Raw genomic sequence first — 15,605 nt, forward strand, 5'->3', positions numbered from 1 at the left:
TTCAAAACTCATTTCATACAGCTTCTTTATCAAGAGAGCCACTTGCAGGTGGACATCATGCTTTTGCAGTACGATTTGATTCAAAAATCCTGCCTGGGCCTATAACTTATCGCTGCTATGGGCTGGGCGGCCAACACAATGTGGAGCGTAAACGCTAAGATTGAAGCTTGAATACTTACATGCTGCAAATTTCAGATGAAATTCACAACAGTCCTGCACCCAGCCCATTCGCAACCGAAGCACCGATTTTACCAAGGCCATCAAACCCAGCCCCTATTTTCAGCCTTCGCTATTCCTGCCTTGCCTGGCAGGAAGTTGTGCATCTTTACGATGCTGGCCTTACTTCTGCTCGTTACCGGCTGCGCCACCGTGCCACCCGGCAACCCTGAAAACATCTGTGAGATCTTTCGCGAAAAGTCCGGCTGGCACCGGGCCGCCAAGAAAACGCAGAAAAAATGGGGCGTGCCGCCTCAGGTAGCACTGTCTGTGGTGTATCAGGAATCCAGCTTCAAGCACGACGCCCTGCCACCGCGCCGCTATATCCTGGGCTTCATTCCCTGGGGTCGTGTTAGCTCAGCCTACGGCTACGCTCAGGCTAAAGACGAGACCTGGGCTGACTATAAGCGCGAGACAAATGCCTGGTTAGTCAGCCGCGATAACTTTGGCGATGCTCTGGATTTCATGGGTTGGTACATGAGCAAGGCTCAAAGGCTGAATGGCACGTCCAAATGGGATGCCTACGGGCAGTATCTGAATTATCACGAAGGCTGGACGGGCTATCGCAACCGCAGCTATGACCGCAAGCCATGGCTAAAAGGGGTTGCCGCCAAAGTGCAGGAAAGAGCCGAACGCTTCGGTGCCCAATACCGAAGTTGCGAAAGCACCCTCTAAAATCGCAGTACAACGGATTCAATACCTGCCATTCACGCCAGCAATCGTTAAACTGGCCAAGACGAAGATTCAGGATGGTATGCCGAACACGATTGCCCTTATCTACGTTAGGATAGTTTGGCCCCCCTTAAGAAAGGAGTTGAACATGGTTGCAAATGTTGAGAGTCGTCCGCCCCTGCCACCGTTTACACGTGAAACGGCAATACAAAAAGTACGTCTTGCAGAAGATGGCTGGAATACCCGTGACCCGCAACGCGTTGCTTTGGCTTACACCTCAGAAAGCGTGTGGCGTAATCGTTCAGAGTTCGTTACTGGCAGGCAACAAATTGTGGATTTTCTGACGCGAAAATGGACTAAAGAGCTGGAATACCGGCTGATTAAAGAGCTTTGGGCTTTTGAAGGTTCAAGAATTGCGGTACGGTTTGCCTACGAATGGTGCGATGACTCAGCTAACTGGTGCCGTTCGTATGGCAACGAAAACTGGGAATTTAACGATCAAGGCTTAATGCAGTTGCGCTACGCCAGCATTAATGATCTTCCTATACACGAAGCGGATCGCAAGTTTCACTGGCATCAAGGACGTCGCCCCGACGACCACCCGGGCCTGAGCGAGCTTGGACTCTAACTGCACATCGACTCTGACCATTAAACATAAAACTATGCGAATCGGAATTCCAAAGGAAACAGCGGCAGGGGAAACCCGAGTGGCAGCCACACCTGAAACGGTGAAAAAGCTCGTCACTGCCAAGCACACCGTCTTCGTTGAACGCGCAGCAGGAGAAGCCGCTCGCTACAGCGATGATGCATACGAACAAGCCGGCGCCCAAATGGTCGACGCTTCTCAAGCTTTTAGCACTGAGCTTGTATTAAAAGTACGCGCCCCCGACAGCAATGAGCTGCCATACATGACATCGGGCTCGGTTCTGGTGGGCATGCTTGATCCCTACAACGCCGAAGGCCTAAGGGCGCTCGCATCCGCCGGACTCACCTCTTTTGCACTAGAGGCTGCTCCACGCACGACTCGCGCCCAAAGCCTGGACGTCTTGTCGTCGCAGGCCAACCTGGCGGGTTATAAAGCCGTACTGTTGGCCGCGAATCATTACGGCCGGCTCATGCCCATGATGATGACAGCGGCCGGAACAGTCAAAGCCGCTCGTGTCGTCGTGCTCGGTGTAGGCGTCGCCGGCCTGCAAGCCATTGCTACCGCTCGACGGCTGGGCGCAATCGTAGAAGCCTCTGACGTACGTCCTGCCGCCAAGGAACAAGTGGAATCGTTGGGCGCGAAGTTCATTGACGTTCCTTTCGAGACCGATGAAGAACGCGAGATCGCCCAAGGTGTGGGTGGCTATGCCCGTGCCATGCCCGAGTCCTGGATGGCCCGGCAGTCCGTGCTGGTTTCAGAACGCTGCAAGCAAGCTGATATCGTGATTTCTACGGCGTTGATTCCAGGGCGCCCTGCTCCAACGTTAATTACGGCCGACACCGTCCAGGCCATGAAGCCCGGTTCCGTCATTGTGGATCTGGCGGTTGAGCGTGGCGGCAATTGCCCGCTCTCCGAAAAAGACCACGTTGTAGAAAAACACGGCGTTACCCTGATCGGGCTGTCAAACCTTCCTGCTTTACTGGCAACAGACGCCTCAGCGCTGTATGCGCGTAATGTGCTGGATTTTTTGAAACTGATCATCAATGCGGAGGGCAATCTTGCCATCCCCCAAGACGACGATATTGTCGTCGCCTGCCAGGTCACTACAGATGGCCACGTCACCAGGAGCGCCTAATGGACGTAGTTAGCCCTACTCTCATCAATTTCATTATTTTCGTGCTGGCTATTTACGTCGGTTTCCATGTGGTCTGGAACGTCACCCCTGCATTGCACACGCCCCTGATGGCAGTCACTAACGCTATTTCTGCCATCGTGATCGTGGGCGCCATGCTGGCTGCCGCCTTGACTGAAAGCAGCCTCTCCCGCTATATGGGGGTGTTCGCCGTGGCGCTGGCTGCCGTCAATGTGTTCGGCGGTTTTCTGGTCACTCGCCGCATGCTTGAAATGTTCAAGAAGAAAGATCGCAAGGGAGCTCAACAATGATCTCCATGAACCTGGTCACACTGTTTTACCTGATCGCCTCAGTCTGCTTTATCCAGGCACTGAAAGGGCTCTCACACCCAACTACCTCACGTCGCGGAAATGCATTCGGCATGGCAGGGATGGGTATTGCCATTGTAACGACAGCGGTACTGATCATCGGTCTGGCTCGCGAAGGGGCGGCTGGTATAGGTTTAGTCTGGGTACTAATAGGCTTACTGGTGGGCGGCAGCATTGGCACAATCATGGCCAAGCGCGTCGAAATGACGAAAATGCCCGAGCTCGTTGCCTTCATGCACAGCATGATCGGCCTGGCTGCAGTAGCCATTGCCATTGCCATCATCGGTGAGCCTACCGCCTTTGGCATTGCCAATCCTGACGGCAGCATCCCTCTAGGCAACCGCCTCGAGCTATTTATTGGTACCTTCGTTGGGGCAATCACTTTTTCGGGCTCGGTTATTGCTTTTGGCAAGCTGTCTGGCAAGTATAAGTTTCGCCTGTTTCAAGGCGCACCCGTGGTTTTTTCAGGCCAGCATATTCTGAACCTGCTCTTGGGTATTGCCATGGTGGCTGCAGGTATCTGGTTTATTGCCACACAGCAATGGACACCGTTCATCATCATGACGGTTATCGCCTTTGTACTGGGCGTACTGATCATCATCCCTATCGGTGGCGCGGATATGCCGGTGGTGGTATCCATGCTTAACAGCTATTCGGGCTGGGCAGCGGCAGGCATCGGCTTTTCGTTAAATAACCCCATGCTGATCATTGCCGGTTCACTGGTGGGTTCGTCAGGCGCTATTCTGTCGTACATCATGTGCAAAGCCATGAATCGCTCGTTCTTCAATGTAATCCTGGGTGGCTTCGGTGCAGAAGCAGGCGTAGCCGGTCAGGCCTCGCAGGAGCAGCGCAATGTTAAATCCGGCAGTGCAGATGATGCGGCGTTCATGCTCAGCAACGCTGATACGGTCACCATTGTGCCCGGTTATGGCCTGGCCGTGGCCCGTGCACAGCATGCGCTAAAAGAACTCACGGATAAGCTCACCGAGCAGGGTATCACGGTAAAGTACGCCATTCACCCCGTTGCTGGCCGGATGCCTGGTCATATGAATGTGCTGCTTGCCGAAGCCGAGGTGTCCTACGATCAGGTCTTTGAGATGGACGACATCAACAGTGAGTTTTCCCAGACTGATGTGGTGCTGGTCTTAGGTGCCAACGATGTCGTCAACCCCGCCGCCAAGAACGATCCGCAGTCGCCCATCGCTGGCATGCCCATTCTGGAAGCGTACAAGGCACGTACCATTATTGTAAATAAACGCTCAATGGCCGCTGGCTACGCGGGTCTGGATAACGAGCTGTTTTATATGGACAAAACCATGATGGTCTTTGGTGATGCCAAGAAGGTATTGGAAGATATGGTCAAGGCGGTAGAGTAGACAGGAACCATGACTTAAAGCAGGGGAAGCACCTCTTCGCCAAGCTCTTGTATCACATCGCGTACGGGCCGTTCATTTCTGGCCAGGTTAATCAGAACGTGCCCTACGCCTAAAGCCTCGAGACGGCGCAGGTAATCCAGAAGCGCATTCCGCCCACATCGCAGCCCTAAGTTTATGGGTTCAGCCGCCGCAACAGGATCTTGAAGCAAATCAAGCTGTAGTGACTGCACAAAAGGCTTTGGGCTTCCTTCTGCACGTTGCTCAAGCGCCTGTTGCCACATTCTGATACGGCCCTGCTGCCGCTCTTCCAGCCTATGATAAGTTGCCCACGCATCGGCATGCTCGGCAATCCATTGTATAGACTGACGTGCCGAACCCACTGCCATCATTGGAATCCGGAATTCAGGAATCGCCATCAGCTCGTAGCCTCCGGTAGCCTCCAACAATGAAGCACGTTCCTCAACCATCGGGGACAGCGCCGCTCGCAACAAAGACCAGCCGTTGCTGAAGGCTTCTTTACGCGACTCAAGATCGGCGCCAAACGGGTCAAACTCTTCAGGCCTGTCGCCCGAACCCAGCCCCAGGATAAAGCGGCCAGAACTCAATCGATCCAGTGTCAGCGCTGCCTTGGCTACATGTAAAGGATGCCGTAGGGGCAGCACAATTGCCGCCGCGCCCATTGCAATTCTTTGCGTAGCACCCGCCAGCCCCGCCAGCCACAAGAAAGGGTCATCGAGGGCACTGACCATATTATCGTGGCCCTGAGGAATCATCAGCGGAACATCACGCGCCCATAGCGCCGCAAAATTGAGATCGTCTGCAAGCGCCGCCAACTCCAGCGCCTCGTCCGGATGCGCCATTTGCCCACGCAACTGAGCAAACGGAGTCATCAGCCCCAGGGTTAGGCGTCCTGATCTAAATGTTTTTGCGTAAGCTGCATTGAAACCAGACATTCATATACCTTTAAAGACGCAATCACGGGTCTGCTTTTCGGCCCCGCTTGATGTCGTCCTTTATAGCATTAAGCCATGCCTGGATCTGGGTGTGACTTAACCGTCTAACATTAAGGCAAAAGGTAACTCTTTTTAGAACGAGTAGGGTTATAGACATAAAACGGCTTGAAAGCGCCCTCCAGCTTGAATGAACAGCTTCTAGGCTGATCAGGGCGTATCAATAACTCGCTGGGCATTCAGACAACCGGTGGGGTCAAGTACCTGTTTAAGTTCACGCATCAGCGCGAGTTCACTTTCACTGCGGCTGTATTTCAAGAATGCCTTTTTTACCCTGCCTATACCATGCTCGGCTGATATGCTGCCCTGCACTTTCTGAACCGCACGATAGACTAACTCTTCGACCGCAACAATATTTTCAGGAGCGTGCGGACCCGTGGACAAATGAAGATTGCCATCGCCCAAGTGCCCGAACAGCAGGCTTCGAGCCTCCGGCCAGGTTTGGGAAAGCTCTGCGGTTACTGAATCAATGAATGCGGGCAGAGCCGGTAATGAAATACCCACGTCAAAGGCCACGTAAGGCTGCATATCGCGCAAGATCTCACCGATAGCATCCCGGAATTTCCAAAGCTGAGCCGCCTGCTCTTCATTTTGAGGAACGATAATATCCTGCACCAGCTCCGCTTCGAGCAGCTCGCCCAAAAAATCCTGTATTTTTGCGGCCTCTTCAGGGCTGTTCCTGCCTTCTGTCTCAAGCAGAATGTATAGGGGGAAACTTGCATTAAACGGCGGCGTCTTATCGAGGGCCGCAGCAGCCGCCTGCAGGTAGTCTTTCCACATCACCTCAAAAGACGAAAGCTCGGGAAGTGACCCTCGCGCGCGCTTAAGAATTTTTGTAAGCTGCTCGAAGGTATCCAATGCCAGCAAGGCGCTGTAGCGCCGCTCTGGTTTGGGAAACAGGCGCAAGACGACGCGCGTAATGACACCAAGCGTCCCTTCCGAGCCAATAAAGAGGTGCTTTAGGTCAATACCCGTATTGTTCTTCAAACCCTGATTCAGCATGGTAAGCACAGTGCCATCTGCCCGTACGACCTCGAGCCCCAGCACAAGCTCACGCATTGTTCCATAGCGCAGGACACGGTTACCTCCGGCATTGGTTGCCACGTTTCCGCCTATCTGGCACGAGCCGCGGGCACCGCAATCCAGCGGAAAATACCATCCCTGCTCTTCCACCAAAGCACATAGTGTTTCCAGTACCATCCCAGCCTGGACGGTCGCGGTGCCGCCCACGGTATCAAAATCCTCGAGCCGATTCATCTGGGCTAACGAAATAACAACGTCACCCGGAGCTGGCACAGCGCCACCAGCCAATCCGGTAAGCCCTCCCTGAATCGTCAGGGCCCGGCCCTCAGCAGTGCAGGCCCGCACAATGTCGGCTACCTGCTCGGTCGTTGCAGGGCGAAACACCATGGATGGATCAGCCGAACTGCACAGCCCGCTGGCATCCCCAAATAGGCCTGCAGGCCGTCTTGCGGCAACAGGCATGACACTGTGGTGCTCAGGGACTTAAGATCAGGAAACATAAATCAGACTCACATGTGTGGATTGGCGCTCAGGTTTTGAGCCTCCGGAATTCATAAGCAAAAGCTCAGGCAACGACCTCATCGACGGTGGGAGCCGCATCCCGGCTCCAAAAGGCATTTCTATCGAAATAATTTTGCAAAAACAGCTTTAAGCGGGGCTGCTCGGCATCATGAAAAATGTCCTCTGGAGCGCCGCTCGCTGCTATCTCGCCTTTGTCGATAAAGATCACCCGGTCAGCAACCTGCGCTGCAAAGCCCATTTCGTGGGTCACCACCACCATGGTCATTCCCTCACGCGCCAGATCCTTCATCACTTGAAGAACTTCACCGACAAGTTCTGGATCAAGTGCGGACGTGGGCTCATCAAACAGCATGATATGCGGCTCCATGGCCAGCGCCCTGGCTATAGCCACGCGCTGCTGCTGCCCGCCAGACAGCCGTATCGGATAGCTATCAGCTTTTTCCGCCAGCCCGACTTTTTCGAGCATGGCGTAAGCCTTTCCACGAGCCTGCGTACGGGACATCTTCTTGACCCTGATCAGAGCCTCAGCCACATTACCCAAAGCCGTCATGTGAGGCCATAGGTTAAATTGCTGAAAGACCATACCTACATGACGGCGCACACGATTGAGTTCAGACAGGGACGCTTTCTCGCGACGCCCGCCCTTGTCAACGTACCCAAGAAGTTCACCCTCAATCAGGACGTCTCCGCTGTCATATTCTTCGAGAAATGCCAGGGAGCGCAGCAAGGTGCTCTTTCCTGAGCCAGAAGGACCAATAATGCAGGTCACCTCCGACTTGCGCACGCCCATCGAGATACCTTTCAACACCTGAGTCTGACCGTAATGCTTGCTGACGGCACGGGCTTCGATGAGATATTCAGATGCCCCGCTGGCCTGAGTGGTGTTCGTATTCATAGCGACTCCTGTTTCATTCCTACAAGCATACAGCGCCTTAACGCGCCAGATAATGGCTCGCCCGCTGCTCTGCCCAACGGCCAAAGCGCTGGGTAATGGCGACCAACAACAAATAGCATGCACACAAGATAAGCGTAGTCTCCATGTACAAGAACTGCTCGGTTCCAATTTGGGTGAGCACAGCAGTAAGCTCGGGCACAGTCACAATAGATAAAATCGATGTTTCTTTACTGAGAATAATGACCATGTTGATCAAGGCTGGTGTGATGATGACCAGCATTTGCGGAAACTGCACCCGCCACACTACCGTCAGGCGCGAAAACCCAAGACACTGTGCCGCTTCTAGCTGCCCCTTGGAAACCGATATGAACCCGGCACGAAATATCTCCGCAAAATAGGCGCTGCCATAAATGGCCAGTGCAAATACGCCTGCAGACATGGCACTTAGTTCCAGGCCAAGACTGGGTCCGCCGTAATACAGTATGAATAACTGTATCAAAAAGGGGGTGGTACGCAGCACTTCGATATACACGCGCAAAACACCGCGTACCCATCGTCCGCCATACAATTGCAATACCGCTATAAAAAACCCCAACAGCAGACCCAGTAACACTGCGCCCATCCACGTGGCAATCGTAATAAAAAAGCCGCTCAGGATATCCGGCCAATAATCAGCAATATCAGAGAAATTAAGATTCATGTCCTACGACCTTCCGAAGCGACGCTCAGCGAAATAGCCAGCGATGGACAATAATCCATTAATAATTAAATAGACGAAGCCTGCAGCAAGGTAGATCTCAAGCGGTGTAAACGTGGTGGCCACAATGTTTTGGGCCGTGCGTGTGATTTCCGCTACCCCCACCACAGAAATGAGTGATGAGGCCTTGACGAGTAAAATCATTTCATTGATCAGTGAGGGGGTGGTCAGCTTCAAAGCCTGGGGGACCTGAACTCTTGTCAGCGTACTGAAGCGAGAGAAGCCCAACAATTGGGTAGCCTCCATTTGACCGCGTGGAATACCCATAAATCCGCCCCGCAATATCTCGCCCAGATAAGCCCCTTCACACAAGGAAATAGCAATGATGGCCGCCACAATGGGCGCGACATTGACACCAATAAACGGCAGAAAATAATAGGCAAGCATCAGCTGCACGATGAGCGGGACGCCGCGGAAGAAAAAAACGTAGAAGTTTCCCAAGTGCCTGAGACTGGCCGCCGATGACATGCAGGCGCTGGCCACACCAATTGCAATGATGAAGCCCACCAGCAGCCCTACCGCCGAGACGTAAATCGTCATTTGCGCGGCTTGGAGCAGCAGGGGGAATGCCCCGAAAGCAGACTGATAATCAAACATGGACGCTCTTGCTAAAGGGCCCCGATCTCAATCAAAACGTAATTGATATGAGAGGCCAAATACTGGGAGCCGCGTTTGCCCGGGGCGCCGATGCGTCGGCGGGCCCCCGCGGCCTCGGCAGATTTAAACGGTAGGAACGAAAGTTTCAGTGGGAACTTCCATTTCCATGCCAAACCATTTCTGTTGCAATGCAGCCAGACGGCCGTCTTTGTGCATGGCTAGAATCACCTCATCTATCGCTTTAAGCAATGACTGGCTGTCCTCGGTCTTCTGGCCCATATAGGCAAAATAAACCTTATTGCCAAACGGCGGCTGCAACACGGCAAACATTTCGGGACGCTGTTGTGCCACATAAGCAATATTCGTAATCGAGTTACCGACTGCCACGATACGTCCAGCAGCCAAGTCAGCGTAGGCCTGATTGTTATCGATGTACTCCTTGATCTCTGGACGTGGCGAGAGCGTGTCTACGTACTGCTTCGTTTGCTCAAGTTGAGAGGACCCTCTACCGGCACCTATGACTTTGCCTGCAACCTGACTGGAATCAGTCAGCTCTGTGTTCTTGGCGCTTTTTAGAAACGCGACAGTGCCGTCCGCAACCGGAAGCGTAAAGGTATAACGCTCCATCCGAGCCTTCGTCACATTTAACGGGCCGCCCACCAGGTCAAATTTCTTGGCTTCCAGACCGGGCAAGACACTGGCCCAGGGCAGATCGATAAAGCGGATCTTTACGCCCAGCGCCTCGCCTACTTCAGCAAAAAATCCTTGTTAAAACCGGTCTGCTTGCCGTTCTCCATGAAATCGAAAGGCGCGAACTGCATTTCAGTGCCGACCACAAGCTCACCCGCTTGCTTGATACGATCGAGCTGGTCTGCTGCATAGGCTGGCATGGCCAATGCAGCGAGACAGGCCGTAGCCAAACATAATTTCAGGGTTTGGAAAAAGCGCATCTTGTACTCCTCAATTTAGGCGATACACAAGACCGGTGAAACCGGCTTTCAATATGCAGCACCACTTGTTTTAATTAGCAGGGCTTTTTTATATGACTCAGTAAAAGTATATACATTAGCTTTTGGCTGTCAACGATTGAGAATCACAATCAGGGCACGCCCCTATAAAACTAGGGAAAATACCTGTAATGCACGCCCCCCTTAGCCAAGAACCGAGCGTGCAATAACGGTACGCTGAATCTCCGAAGATCCTTCATAGATACGCATAATGCGCGCGTCGCGCGCATAACGTTCCAGCGGCAACTCACGGCTGAATCCATAGCCTCCATGGATCTGCAGCGCCGTATCGGTGATGAAACCCGCCGCTTCCGAGGCATACAACTTGGCCATAGACGCTTCAAGCGTAAAGCGCTTAGCTTCCATACGCAGTGCAAGTGCCTGCAGGGTCAGCCCCAAGCTGCCTCAAGACGAACTTTCATGTCTGCCAGCATCCACTGAATGCCCTGCTTGCTCGATAAAGGTTCACCGCCTATCTGGCGCTGCCTGGCCCATTCGACCGCTGCCTCAAAGGCTGCTTCTGCAATACCCAAGCTGCTCGCCGCCACATCAAGACGGCTGTTATCCAAAACCTTCATGGCCAGAAGAAAACCCGTTCCCTCGTCCCCGAGCCGGTTCCCGGATGGAACCTCACAATCGAGTGCCAGTTCAAAAGCGTGGCCTCCTCGTATCCCCATCAATTTTTCATGTGAAGACACTTGAACACCAGGCGAATTCCGGTCGAGTACAAAGGCACTAATGCCTCGGTGACCTGCCTGAGTGTCTGTTTTTGCATAGACAACGATGAAGTCCGCCTCATCAGCATTGGAGATGAAATGCTTCACCCCGCTTAGCCGGTAGGATTCACCCTGGCGTATAGCCCGGGTCGACATATCTGCCGGATTTGAACCCGCTCTGGGTTCAGTCAAGGCAAAAGCACCAAGTCGCGCTCCTGTGGCGGCATCAGGTAAGTAACGCTTTTTGATGTCGTCGTTACCACTCAGCAAAATCGAGTCAGTAGCCAGATAATGCGCGCCGACCATCGAGGCTGTGGACGCACATCGCTTCGCTATTTCTGCCAGTGACAGCACCAGGGCAACCGGACTAATTCCCGGACCACCCCACGTTTCTGGCAAGTTCATCCCCATTACCCCTAACGCTGCCAAGCCAGGAACATAGCGCACCGTCGATATCTCGTCCTCATCAACCTGCTGCGCATACGGCCCCAGCTCAGTCTCGGCATAGCGCCCGACTGCCGCGGCGATCTCCAGATCTTCCTCGGTCACACCTAAACGTTTTTTTGTCATGTTCGCTCTCTATATGAAGACATAATCGGTAAACGGTTACAGAAATAACTTGTAGCTCTCAGGCGATAAGTCCCAGTCCACGGCCTTCAGCCCGCAGCTCCAAAAGCGCCAGCGGCACGCAACTCTTCGATGCGTGACTGAGCCAGGCCCAGCAACTCCCCCAGAGTCGCGTCAGTATGCTCACCCAGCCCCGGCGCACGTGTAACGCGATTGCCGTCATAGGCTGAGAACTTGACCGGCTGAGAAGGCAGCTTCATTCCTGGAAGGTTAGGATCGTCAACCGGGGACAAGACGCCCCTGTATACACTTTGCTCTGACGCGAGGGCCTGTCGTACGTTCCAGATCGGAGCGACCGGAATATGTGCCGTCTCAAGGATTTCGCAGACTTCCTCTACGCTGAACTGCGTTGCCCAGCTTTCAATACAAGCGCGCAATTGGGGTTCGTGTGCAGAACGTGCCACATCGTCGGCAAAACGGGGATCGTCAATAAACTCCGGGTGCCCAATGAATGCAACAAACTGATGAAATAGCTTGTTATTCAGAATGGCCAGCACGAAGTATCCGTCACGGGCTCGGTAAGCTCCGAACGGTGCCGATAACGGATGTCGGTTGCCTACGCGGTGGGCGTCCTGCCCGGTAAATACGAACCGTGATACCGATGTTGCGGCAAAGGCCAGTGTCGAATCAAACATCGAAACATCTACGTGTGTGCCCAAGCCCGTACGCTCGCGAGAGTACAGTGCCACCAACGTGCCCCACGAAGCAAACAAACCGCTCAATACATCTGAGATAGCCTCGCCGATCAAGGTGGGCGGGCCATCTGGAAAGCCCGTTGCATCCATCATCCCGCTCATGGCCTGGATAATGATGTCGTAAGCGGGCCGATGCGCTGCAGGCCCGTCCTGTCCAAAGCCAGAGACACTCACGTAAATGAGTTTGGGGTTAATGGCCTTCAAGGCTTCGTAGCCAATACCCAGTTTATCGGCGACACCAGGCCTGAAATTTTCAACCACCACATCAACTTGCCCGGCAATCTGGCGCGCCAGTGCGAGGCCGTCAGGGTGCTTCAGGTCCAGTGCGATACTTTTTTATTTCGGTTCATAACCGTAAATAATGCACTGGCCCCATTTTTCATAGGTCCGATTGCCCGGTAATCATCGCCTTGTGGTGGCTCGATCTTGATGACCTCTGCACCCAGATCGCCCAGGAGCGCCGTACAGAACGGGCCCGCCAGAACCCGTGTGAAATCGGCGATACGCACGCCAGTTAGCGGCCGCTGTACGTCATCCATACTATTCTCCTGATTCTGCAACGCTGTTGAGGTGTAGAACGCACACTGAACTAATCAGCACATTGAAGATAAATACTAGCCACTGTTCTGTATAATTAAAAATACTAAAAACTGATCATATGAATTAATTATTTTGATTCAATTCTCACTTCGCCAGCTAGAGTATTTTGTTGCCGCTGCCCAGCAGGGCGGCACGCTACAGGCTGCACGCTTCTTACACGTGTCGCAACCTTCGATTTCCAACGCCATCAGCGCCCTCGAAACCTTATGGCAAACCCGGCTGTTTGTACGTTTGCATGCCCAGGGGATGCAACTTACCGCTGACGGCGTAAAAAGATACAGGCGTGCCCGGCGTATTTTGCAGCAGGCGCAAGCCCTTAGCCAGAAAAGCGAATTGGATATCGCTGGCGAGCTTAAGATAGGGTGCTTCTCTACATTAGGCCCCAGGTATTTCCCGGGGTTGGTGCGGGCCTGCCAAAAGGCTTACCCACAAATAAAAGTCAGGCTATTTGAAGCCGATACTGAAACCTTGCTTGACCGTATCGAGCGCGACACGCTTGATCTGGCATTGATGTACGACACCGGTATCGCTGGCCGCGTCACACTGCATCTGCTTGATGAGCATGTACCTTATGTCTTGTTGCCTCTGGATCATTATTTGGCCGGTCAGGAAAGTGTCCACGTCTCCGAACTTGATCAGGAACCTTTCATCCTGATCAATCTGCCCCATAGCCGGGAATACTTTCTCTCTATTCTTGATTTCGACGGCGTCAAGCCTAATATCGTGGCCGAGACCAGCTCGCTGGAAATGGTGCGCTCCATGGTGGCCAATGGCCATGGCGTATCCATACTCGTCACCCGGCCAAACAGCGATATCACTTACGACGGCAAGGCCATTGTCTGCAAACCTTTGCTCGGCCGTTTTCCCACACAAAAAATGGTGCTTGCCGCCACGCGTGAGCACGCTCTTACACCTGCGGGCGCAGCGTTTCTTGATATCGCCAGACGCCATCTGCAACACCCGGAATCTGAAGTAGTACAGCAAGATTTTCCAAGTAGCCCCGCCCCACCCACATAGCCAAAAACTTATTATCTATAACAGGCCAGACAACATGAAAACAGGGCACCATGGAGACGCATAAACAGCTTTTTGATCAGCTTTCCCAGCATAGCTGGGCATGCTCAGACGATGTAATCGAGCCCGCCCTGCACGAAGGACTATTTCAGTATTGCAATACAGTCTGGTCCAGCAATCGCTTTCAACCTGCTCGCGTGGGTTACGAGCACAGCCCAGCTGCCGTCGCCAGCATCCGGGGGATGCCATCTCGTGGCTGGACAATAGCGATCCCGCATCCAGCGCAAGCGAGTTCCTAGAATGGGCCCGAAAACTGCGCCTGGAACTGAACGCTGCCTTCTATACCGGCCTGAAAAGCGAGGAATTCCACTTTGCACGCTATGCAGTCGGGCAGGGATACACCACGCATATGGATCAGCATCGGGGCAACCCACATCGGCGTATCTCTCTGGTTTTGTATTTAAACCGGAATTGGGGTCCTGAAGATGGAGGTGAACTCTGCCTGTATTCACCCGACGACCCAAGTCTTGAAATTCATCGCATATTGCCCCAGCCAGGCCGCTTGGTGCTTTTTCGCAGCGATGTGTTTCCTCATGCCGTACTGCCCGCCAACAAACCACGTCTTAGCCTGAGCGGCTGGTTTAGAACTGACGAGCGGAACTAAAGCCAGCCTGTTAGCCCAACGCCGTATCCAGAATCATCATAAGCACAAAGCCGAGCATGAGACCCACCGTCGCATAGGCTTCGTGCCCTTGCCGATGGGATTCGGGGATGATTTCGTGGCTGATCACAAACAGCATGGCCCCCGCTGCACCGGCGAGTCCCCACGGCAAAAAGTTGGACGACAAGCCAATGACCGCCACACCGAGCACAGCGGCTAAAGGCTCAACCAGCCCCGACAAAACAGCTACCGCAACGGCAACGCTGCGGCTGTAGCCTACTGCACTCAGAGCCAGGGCAACGACCATGCCCTCGGGGATGTCCTGAATTGATATCCCCAATGCGAGCGCCTTTGCACCGACGGCATCTGGTCCGGCAAACGCAACCCCAATCGCCAGCCCCTCAGGCAGGTTATGGAGACTAATGGCAAGCACAAAAAGCCATACACGCTTGAGCTTTTTCCCTTGCACTCCTTCGCGACCTTTCACAAAATGCTCGTGCGGGACCAGCCTGTCAATCAGCAGCAAAAGAAACGCACCAATCAAAATACCAGTTCCGACAAGAGCACCGGCGCCCCATGGGCCAGCGCCTTGCTCCTGTGCTACGGACAGAGCCGGAAGAATCAGGGAGAAAGAACTGGCTGCGAGCATGACTCCGGCACCGAAACCGAGCAGGCTGTCATAGACACGCTGAGAAAACCGAAACGCAAGGACAACAGGAAAGGTGCCCAGCGCAGTAGCCAAAGCAGCCATTGAACCACCCACCAGGGCCCCCACATCTGAGGGTCCCTGCGTCCCCAATCGGCATGTATCGCAGCCAGCAACAACACAGCAAGAATCGAGACAATGGACAGCCCGATCACATAATGCGATCTTAACCCTTCAGCTCTATACATAGTTCGTCACTCAACCCAATACACGCCAGCTTCTCATCGTACAGAAATATGCGCTTCCCGGGTTGTAGAAAACACCCGAATGCGGCTTAGAAAAAATGTATTCCCCGGATCTGCTGATCTTAATGGACTCACTTGGATTCGCCCAGGCAATACGGGTAGAATTTGAATTCAACGCGA

Annotated in this window: 13 protein-coding genes and 3 pseudogenes; 7 read left to right on the forward strand and 9 right to left on the reverse strand. The window is 53.5% G+C overall.

Annotated features, from left to right (window positions below; genetic code table 11):
- Positions 1-330 precede the first annotated feature (330 nt).
- The 5 genes from L1889_RS10385 to L1889_RS10405 all read left to right on the forward strand — a co-directional run bounded on the left by L1889_RS10385 (position 331) and on the right by L1889_RS10405 (position 4,410).
- Complete coding sequence (locus L1889_RS10385) at positions 331-891, forward strand: transglycosylase SLT domain-containing protein (protein ID WP_372871452.1); 561 nt, start codon at positions 331-333, stop codon at positions 889-891.
- Between the two features lie 145 nt (positions 892-1,036).
- Entirely contained in the window at positions 1,037-1,516 is a 480-nt protein-coding gene (locus L1889_RS10390) for a nuclear transport factor 2 family protein (RefSeq protein WP_238665068.1), read from the forward strand.
- Between the two features lie 34 nt (positions 1,517-1,550).
- On the forward strand, positions 1,551-2,669 hold the full coding sequence (locus L1889_RS10395) for a Re/Si-specific NAD(P)(+) transhydrogenase subunit alpha (RefSeq protein WP_238665069.1): 1,119 nt from the start codon (positions 1,551-1,553) through the stop codon (positions 2,667-2,669).
- A complete protein-coding gene (locus L1889_RS10400) occupies positions 2,669-2,977 on the forward strand; it encodes an NAD(P) transhydrogenase subunit alpha part 2 (RefSeq protein ID WP_238665070.1) in 309 nt (102 codons plus the stop codon). Before L1889_RS10395 ends, L1889_RS10400 begins: the two co-directional genes overlap by 1 nt.
- Entirely contained in the window at positions 2,974-4,410 is a 1,437-nt protein-coding gene (locus L1889_RS10405; RefSeq protein WP_238665071.1) for an NAD(P)(+) transhydrogenase (Re/Si-specific) subunit beta, read from the forward strand. The genes L1889_RS10400 and L1889_RS10405 overlap by 4 nt, the downstream gene beginning before the upstream one ends.
- 14 nt (positions 4,411-4,424) lie before the next feature.
- On the opposite strand, the gene L1889_RS10410 is transcribed toward L1889_RS10405, so the two are convergent.
- From L1889_RS10410 to L1889_RS10445, 8 genes and pseudogenes are all read right to left on the reverse strand, one after another.
- Positions 4,425-5,363, reverse strand: coding sequence for a TIGR03571 family LLM class oxidoreductase (locus L1889_RS10410; protein WP_238665072.1), 939 nt, complete (start codon positions 5,361-5,363; stop codon positions 4,425-4,427).
- Between the two features lie 207 nt (positions 5,364-5,570).
- A complete protein-coding gene (locus L1889_RS10415; protein WP_238665073.1) occupies positions 5,571-6,905 on the reverse strand; it encodes an FAD-binding oxidoreductase in 1,335 nt (444 codons plus the stop codon).
- Between the two features lie 103 nt (positions 6,906-7,008).
- On the reverse strand, positions 7,009-7,860 hold the full coding sequence (locus L1889_RS10420) for an amino acid ABC transporter ATP-binding protein (protein ID WP_238665074.1): 852 nt from the start codon (positions 7,858-7,860) through the stop codon (positions 7,009-7,011).
- 37 nt (positions 7,861-7,897) lie between these two features.
- Entirely contained in the window at positions 7,898-8,560 is a 663-nt protein-coding gene (locus L1889_RS10425) for an amino acid ABC transporter permease (RefSeq protein ID WP_238665075.1), read from the reverse strand.
- Between the two features lie 3 nt (positions 8,561-8,563).
- Positions 8,564-9,214: an amino acid ABC transporter permease gene (locus L1889_RS10430; protein ID WP_238665076.1), complete on the reverse strand. Its 651-nt coding sequence runs from the start codon at positions 9,212-9,214 to the stop codon at positions 8,564-8,566.
- A 123-nt stretch (positions 9,215-9,337) separates the two neighbouring features.
- A pseudogene (locus L1889_RS10435) lies at positions 9,338-10,164 on the reverse strand (transporter substrate-binding domain-containing protein).
- Positions 10,165-10,365: 201 nt separating this feature from the next.
- Positions 10,366-11,507, reverse strand: a pseudogene (locus tag L1889_RS10440) (acyl-CoA dehydrogenase family protein).
- A gap of 86 nt (positions 11,508-11,593) precedes the next feature.
- Positions 11,594-12,798 (reverse strand): annotated as a pseudogene (locus tag L1889_RS10445) (CaiB/BaiF CoA transferase family protein).
- 133 nt (positions 12,799-12,931) lie between these two features.
- Here L1889_RS10445 and L1889_RS10450 point away from each other — a divergent pair.
- Together L1889_RS10450 and L1889_RS10455 are read left to right on the forward strand one after the other, a co-directional pair.
- The gene (locus tag L1889_RS10450; protein ID WP_238665077.1) at positions 12,932-13,876 is read left to right on the forward strand and encodes a LysR family transcriptional regulator; all 945 of its coding nucleotides are present in this window, start codon (positions 12,932-12,934) and stop codon (positions 13,874-13,876) included.
- A 151-nt stretch (positions 13,877-14,027) separates the two neighbouring features.
- Positions 14,028-14,537 carry a 2OG-Fe(II) oxygenase gene (locus L1889_RS10455; RefSeq protein WP_238665078.1) on the forward strand — a complete coding sequence of 170 codons (510 nt, stop codon included), beginning with the start codon at positions 14,028-14,030 and terminating at the stop codon, positions 14,535-14,537.
- A 10-nt stretch (positions 14,538-14,547) separates the two neighbouring features.
- Here the strand turns inward: L1889_RS10455 and L1889_RS10460 are convergent, their stop codons facing one another.
- Positions 14,548-15,405, reverse strand: coding sequence for a ZIP family metal transporter (locus tag L1889_RS10460; protein WP_372871748.1), 858 nt, complete (start codon positions 15,403-15,405; stop codon positions 14,548-14,550).
- Positions 15,406-15,605: the final 200 nt, after the last annotated feature.

Source organism: Paenalcaligenes niemegkensis (genome assembly GCF_022230885.1).
GTDB classification, from domain to species: Bacteria; Pseudomonadota; Gammaproteobacteria; order Burkholderiales; family Burkholderiaceae_B; genus Paenalcaligenes; species Paenalcaligenes niemegkensis.

Bases quoted from the DNA above. Each gene is read 5' to 3' on its own strand.
- L1889_RS10385 (WP_372871452.1), top strand. From the start codon at position 331: ATGCTGGCCTTACTTCTGCTCGTTACCGGCTGCGCCACCGTGCCACCC.
- L1889_RS10390 (WP_238665068.1), top strand. From the start codon at position 1,037: ATGGTTGCAAATGTTGAGAGTCGTCCGCCCCTGCCACCGTTTACACGT.
- L1889_RS10395 (WP_238665069.1), top strand. From the start codon at position 1,551: ATGCGAATCGGAATTCCAAAGGAAACAGCGGCAGGGGAAACCCGAGTG.
- L1889_RS10400 (WP_238665070.1), top strand. From the start codon at position 2,669: ATGGACGTAGTTAGCCCTACTCTCATCAATTTCATTATTTTCGTGCTG.
- L1889_RS10405 (WP_238665071.1), top strand. From the start codon at position 2,974: ATGATCTCCATGAACCTGGTCACACTGTTTTACCTGATCGCCTCAGTC.
- L1889_RS10410 (WP_238665072.1), bottom strand. From the start codon at position 5,363: ATGTCTGGTTTCAATGCAGCTTACGCAAAAACATTTAGATCAGGACGC.
- L1889_RS10415 (WP_238665073.1), bottom strand. From the start codon at position 6,905: ATGCCTGTTGCCGCAAGACGGCCTGCAGGCCTATTTGGGGATGCCAGC.
- L1889_RS10420 (WP_238665074.1), bottom strand. From the start codon at position 7,860: ATGAATACGAACACCACTCAGGCCAGCGGGGCATCTGAATATCTCATC.
- L1889_RS10425 (WP_238665075.1), bottom strand. From the start codon at position 8,560: ATGAATCTTAATTTCTCTGATATTGCTGATTATTGGCCGGATATCCTG.
- L1889_RS10430 (WP_238665076.1), bottom strand. From the start codon at position 9,214: ATGTTTGATTATCAGTCTGCTTTCGGGGCATTCCCCCTGCTGCTCCAA.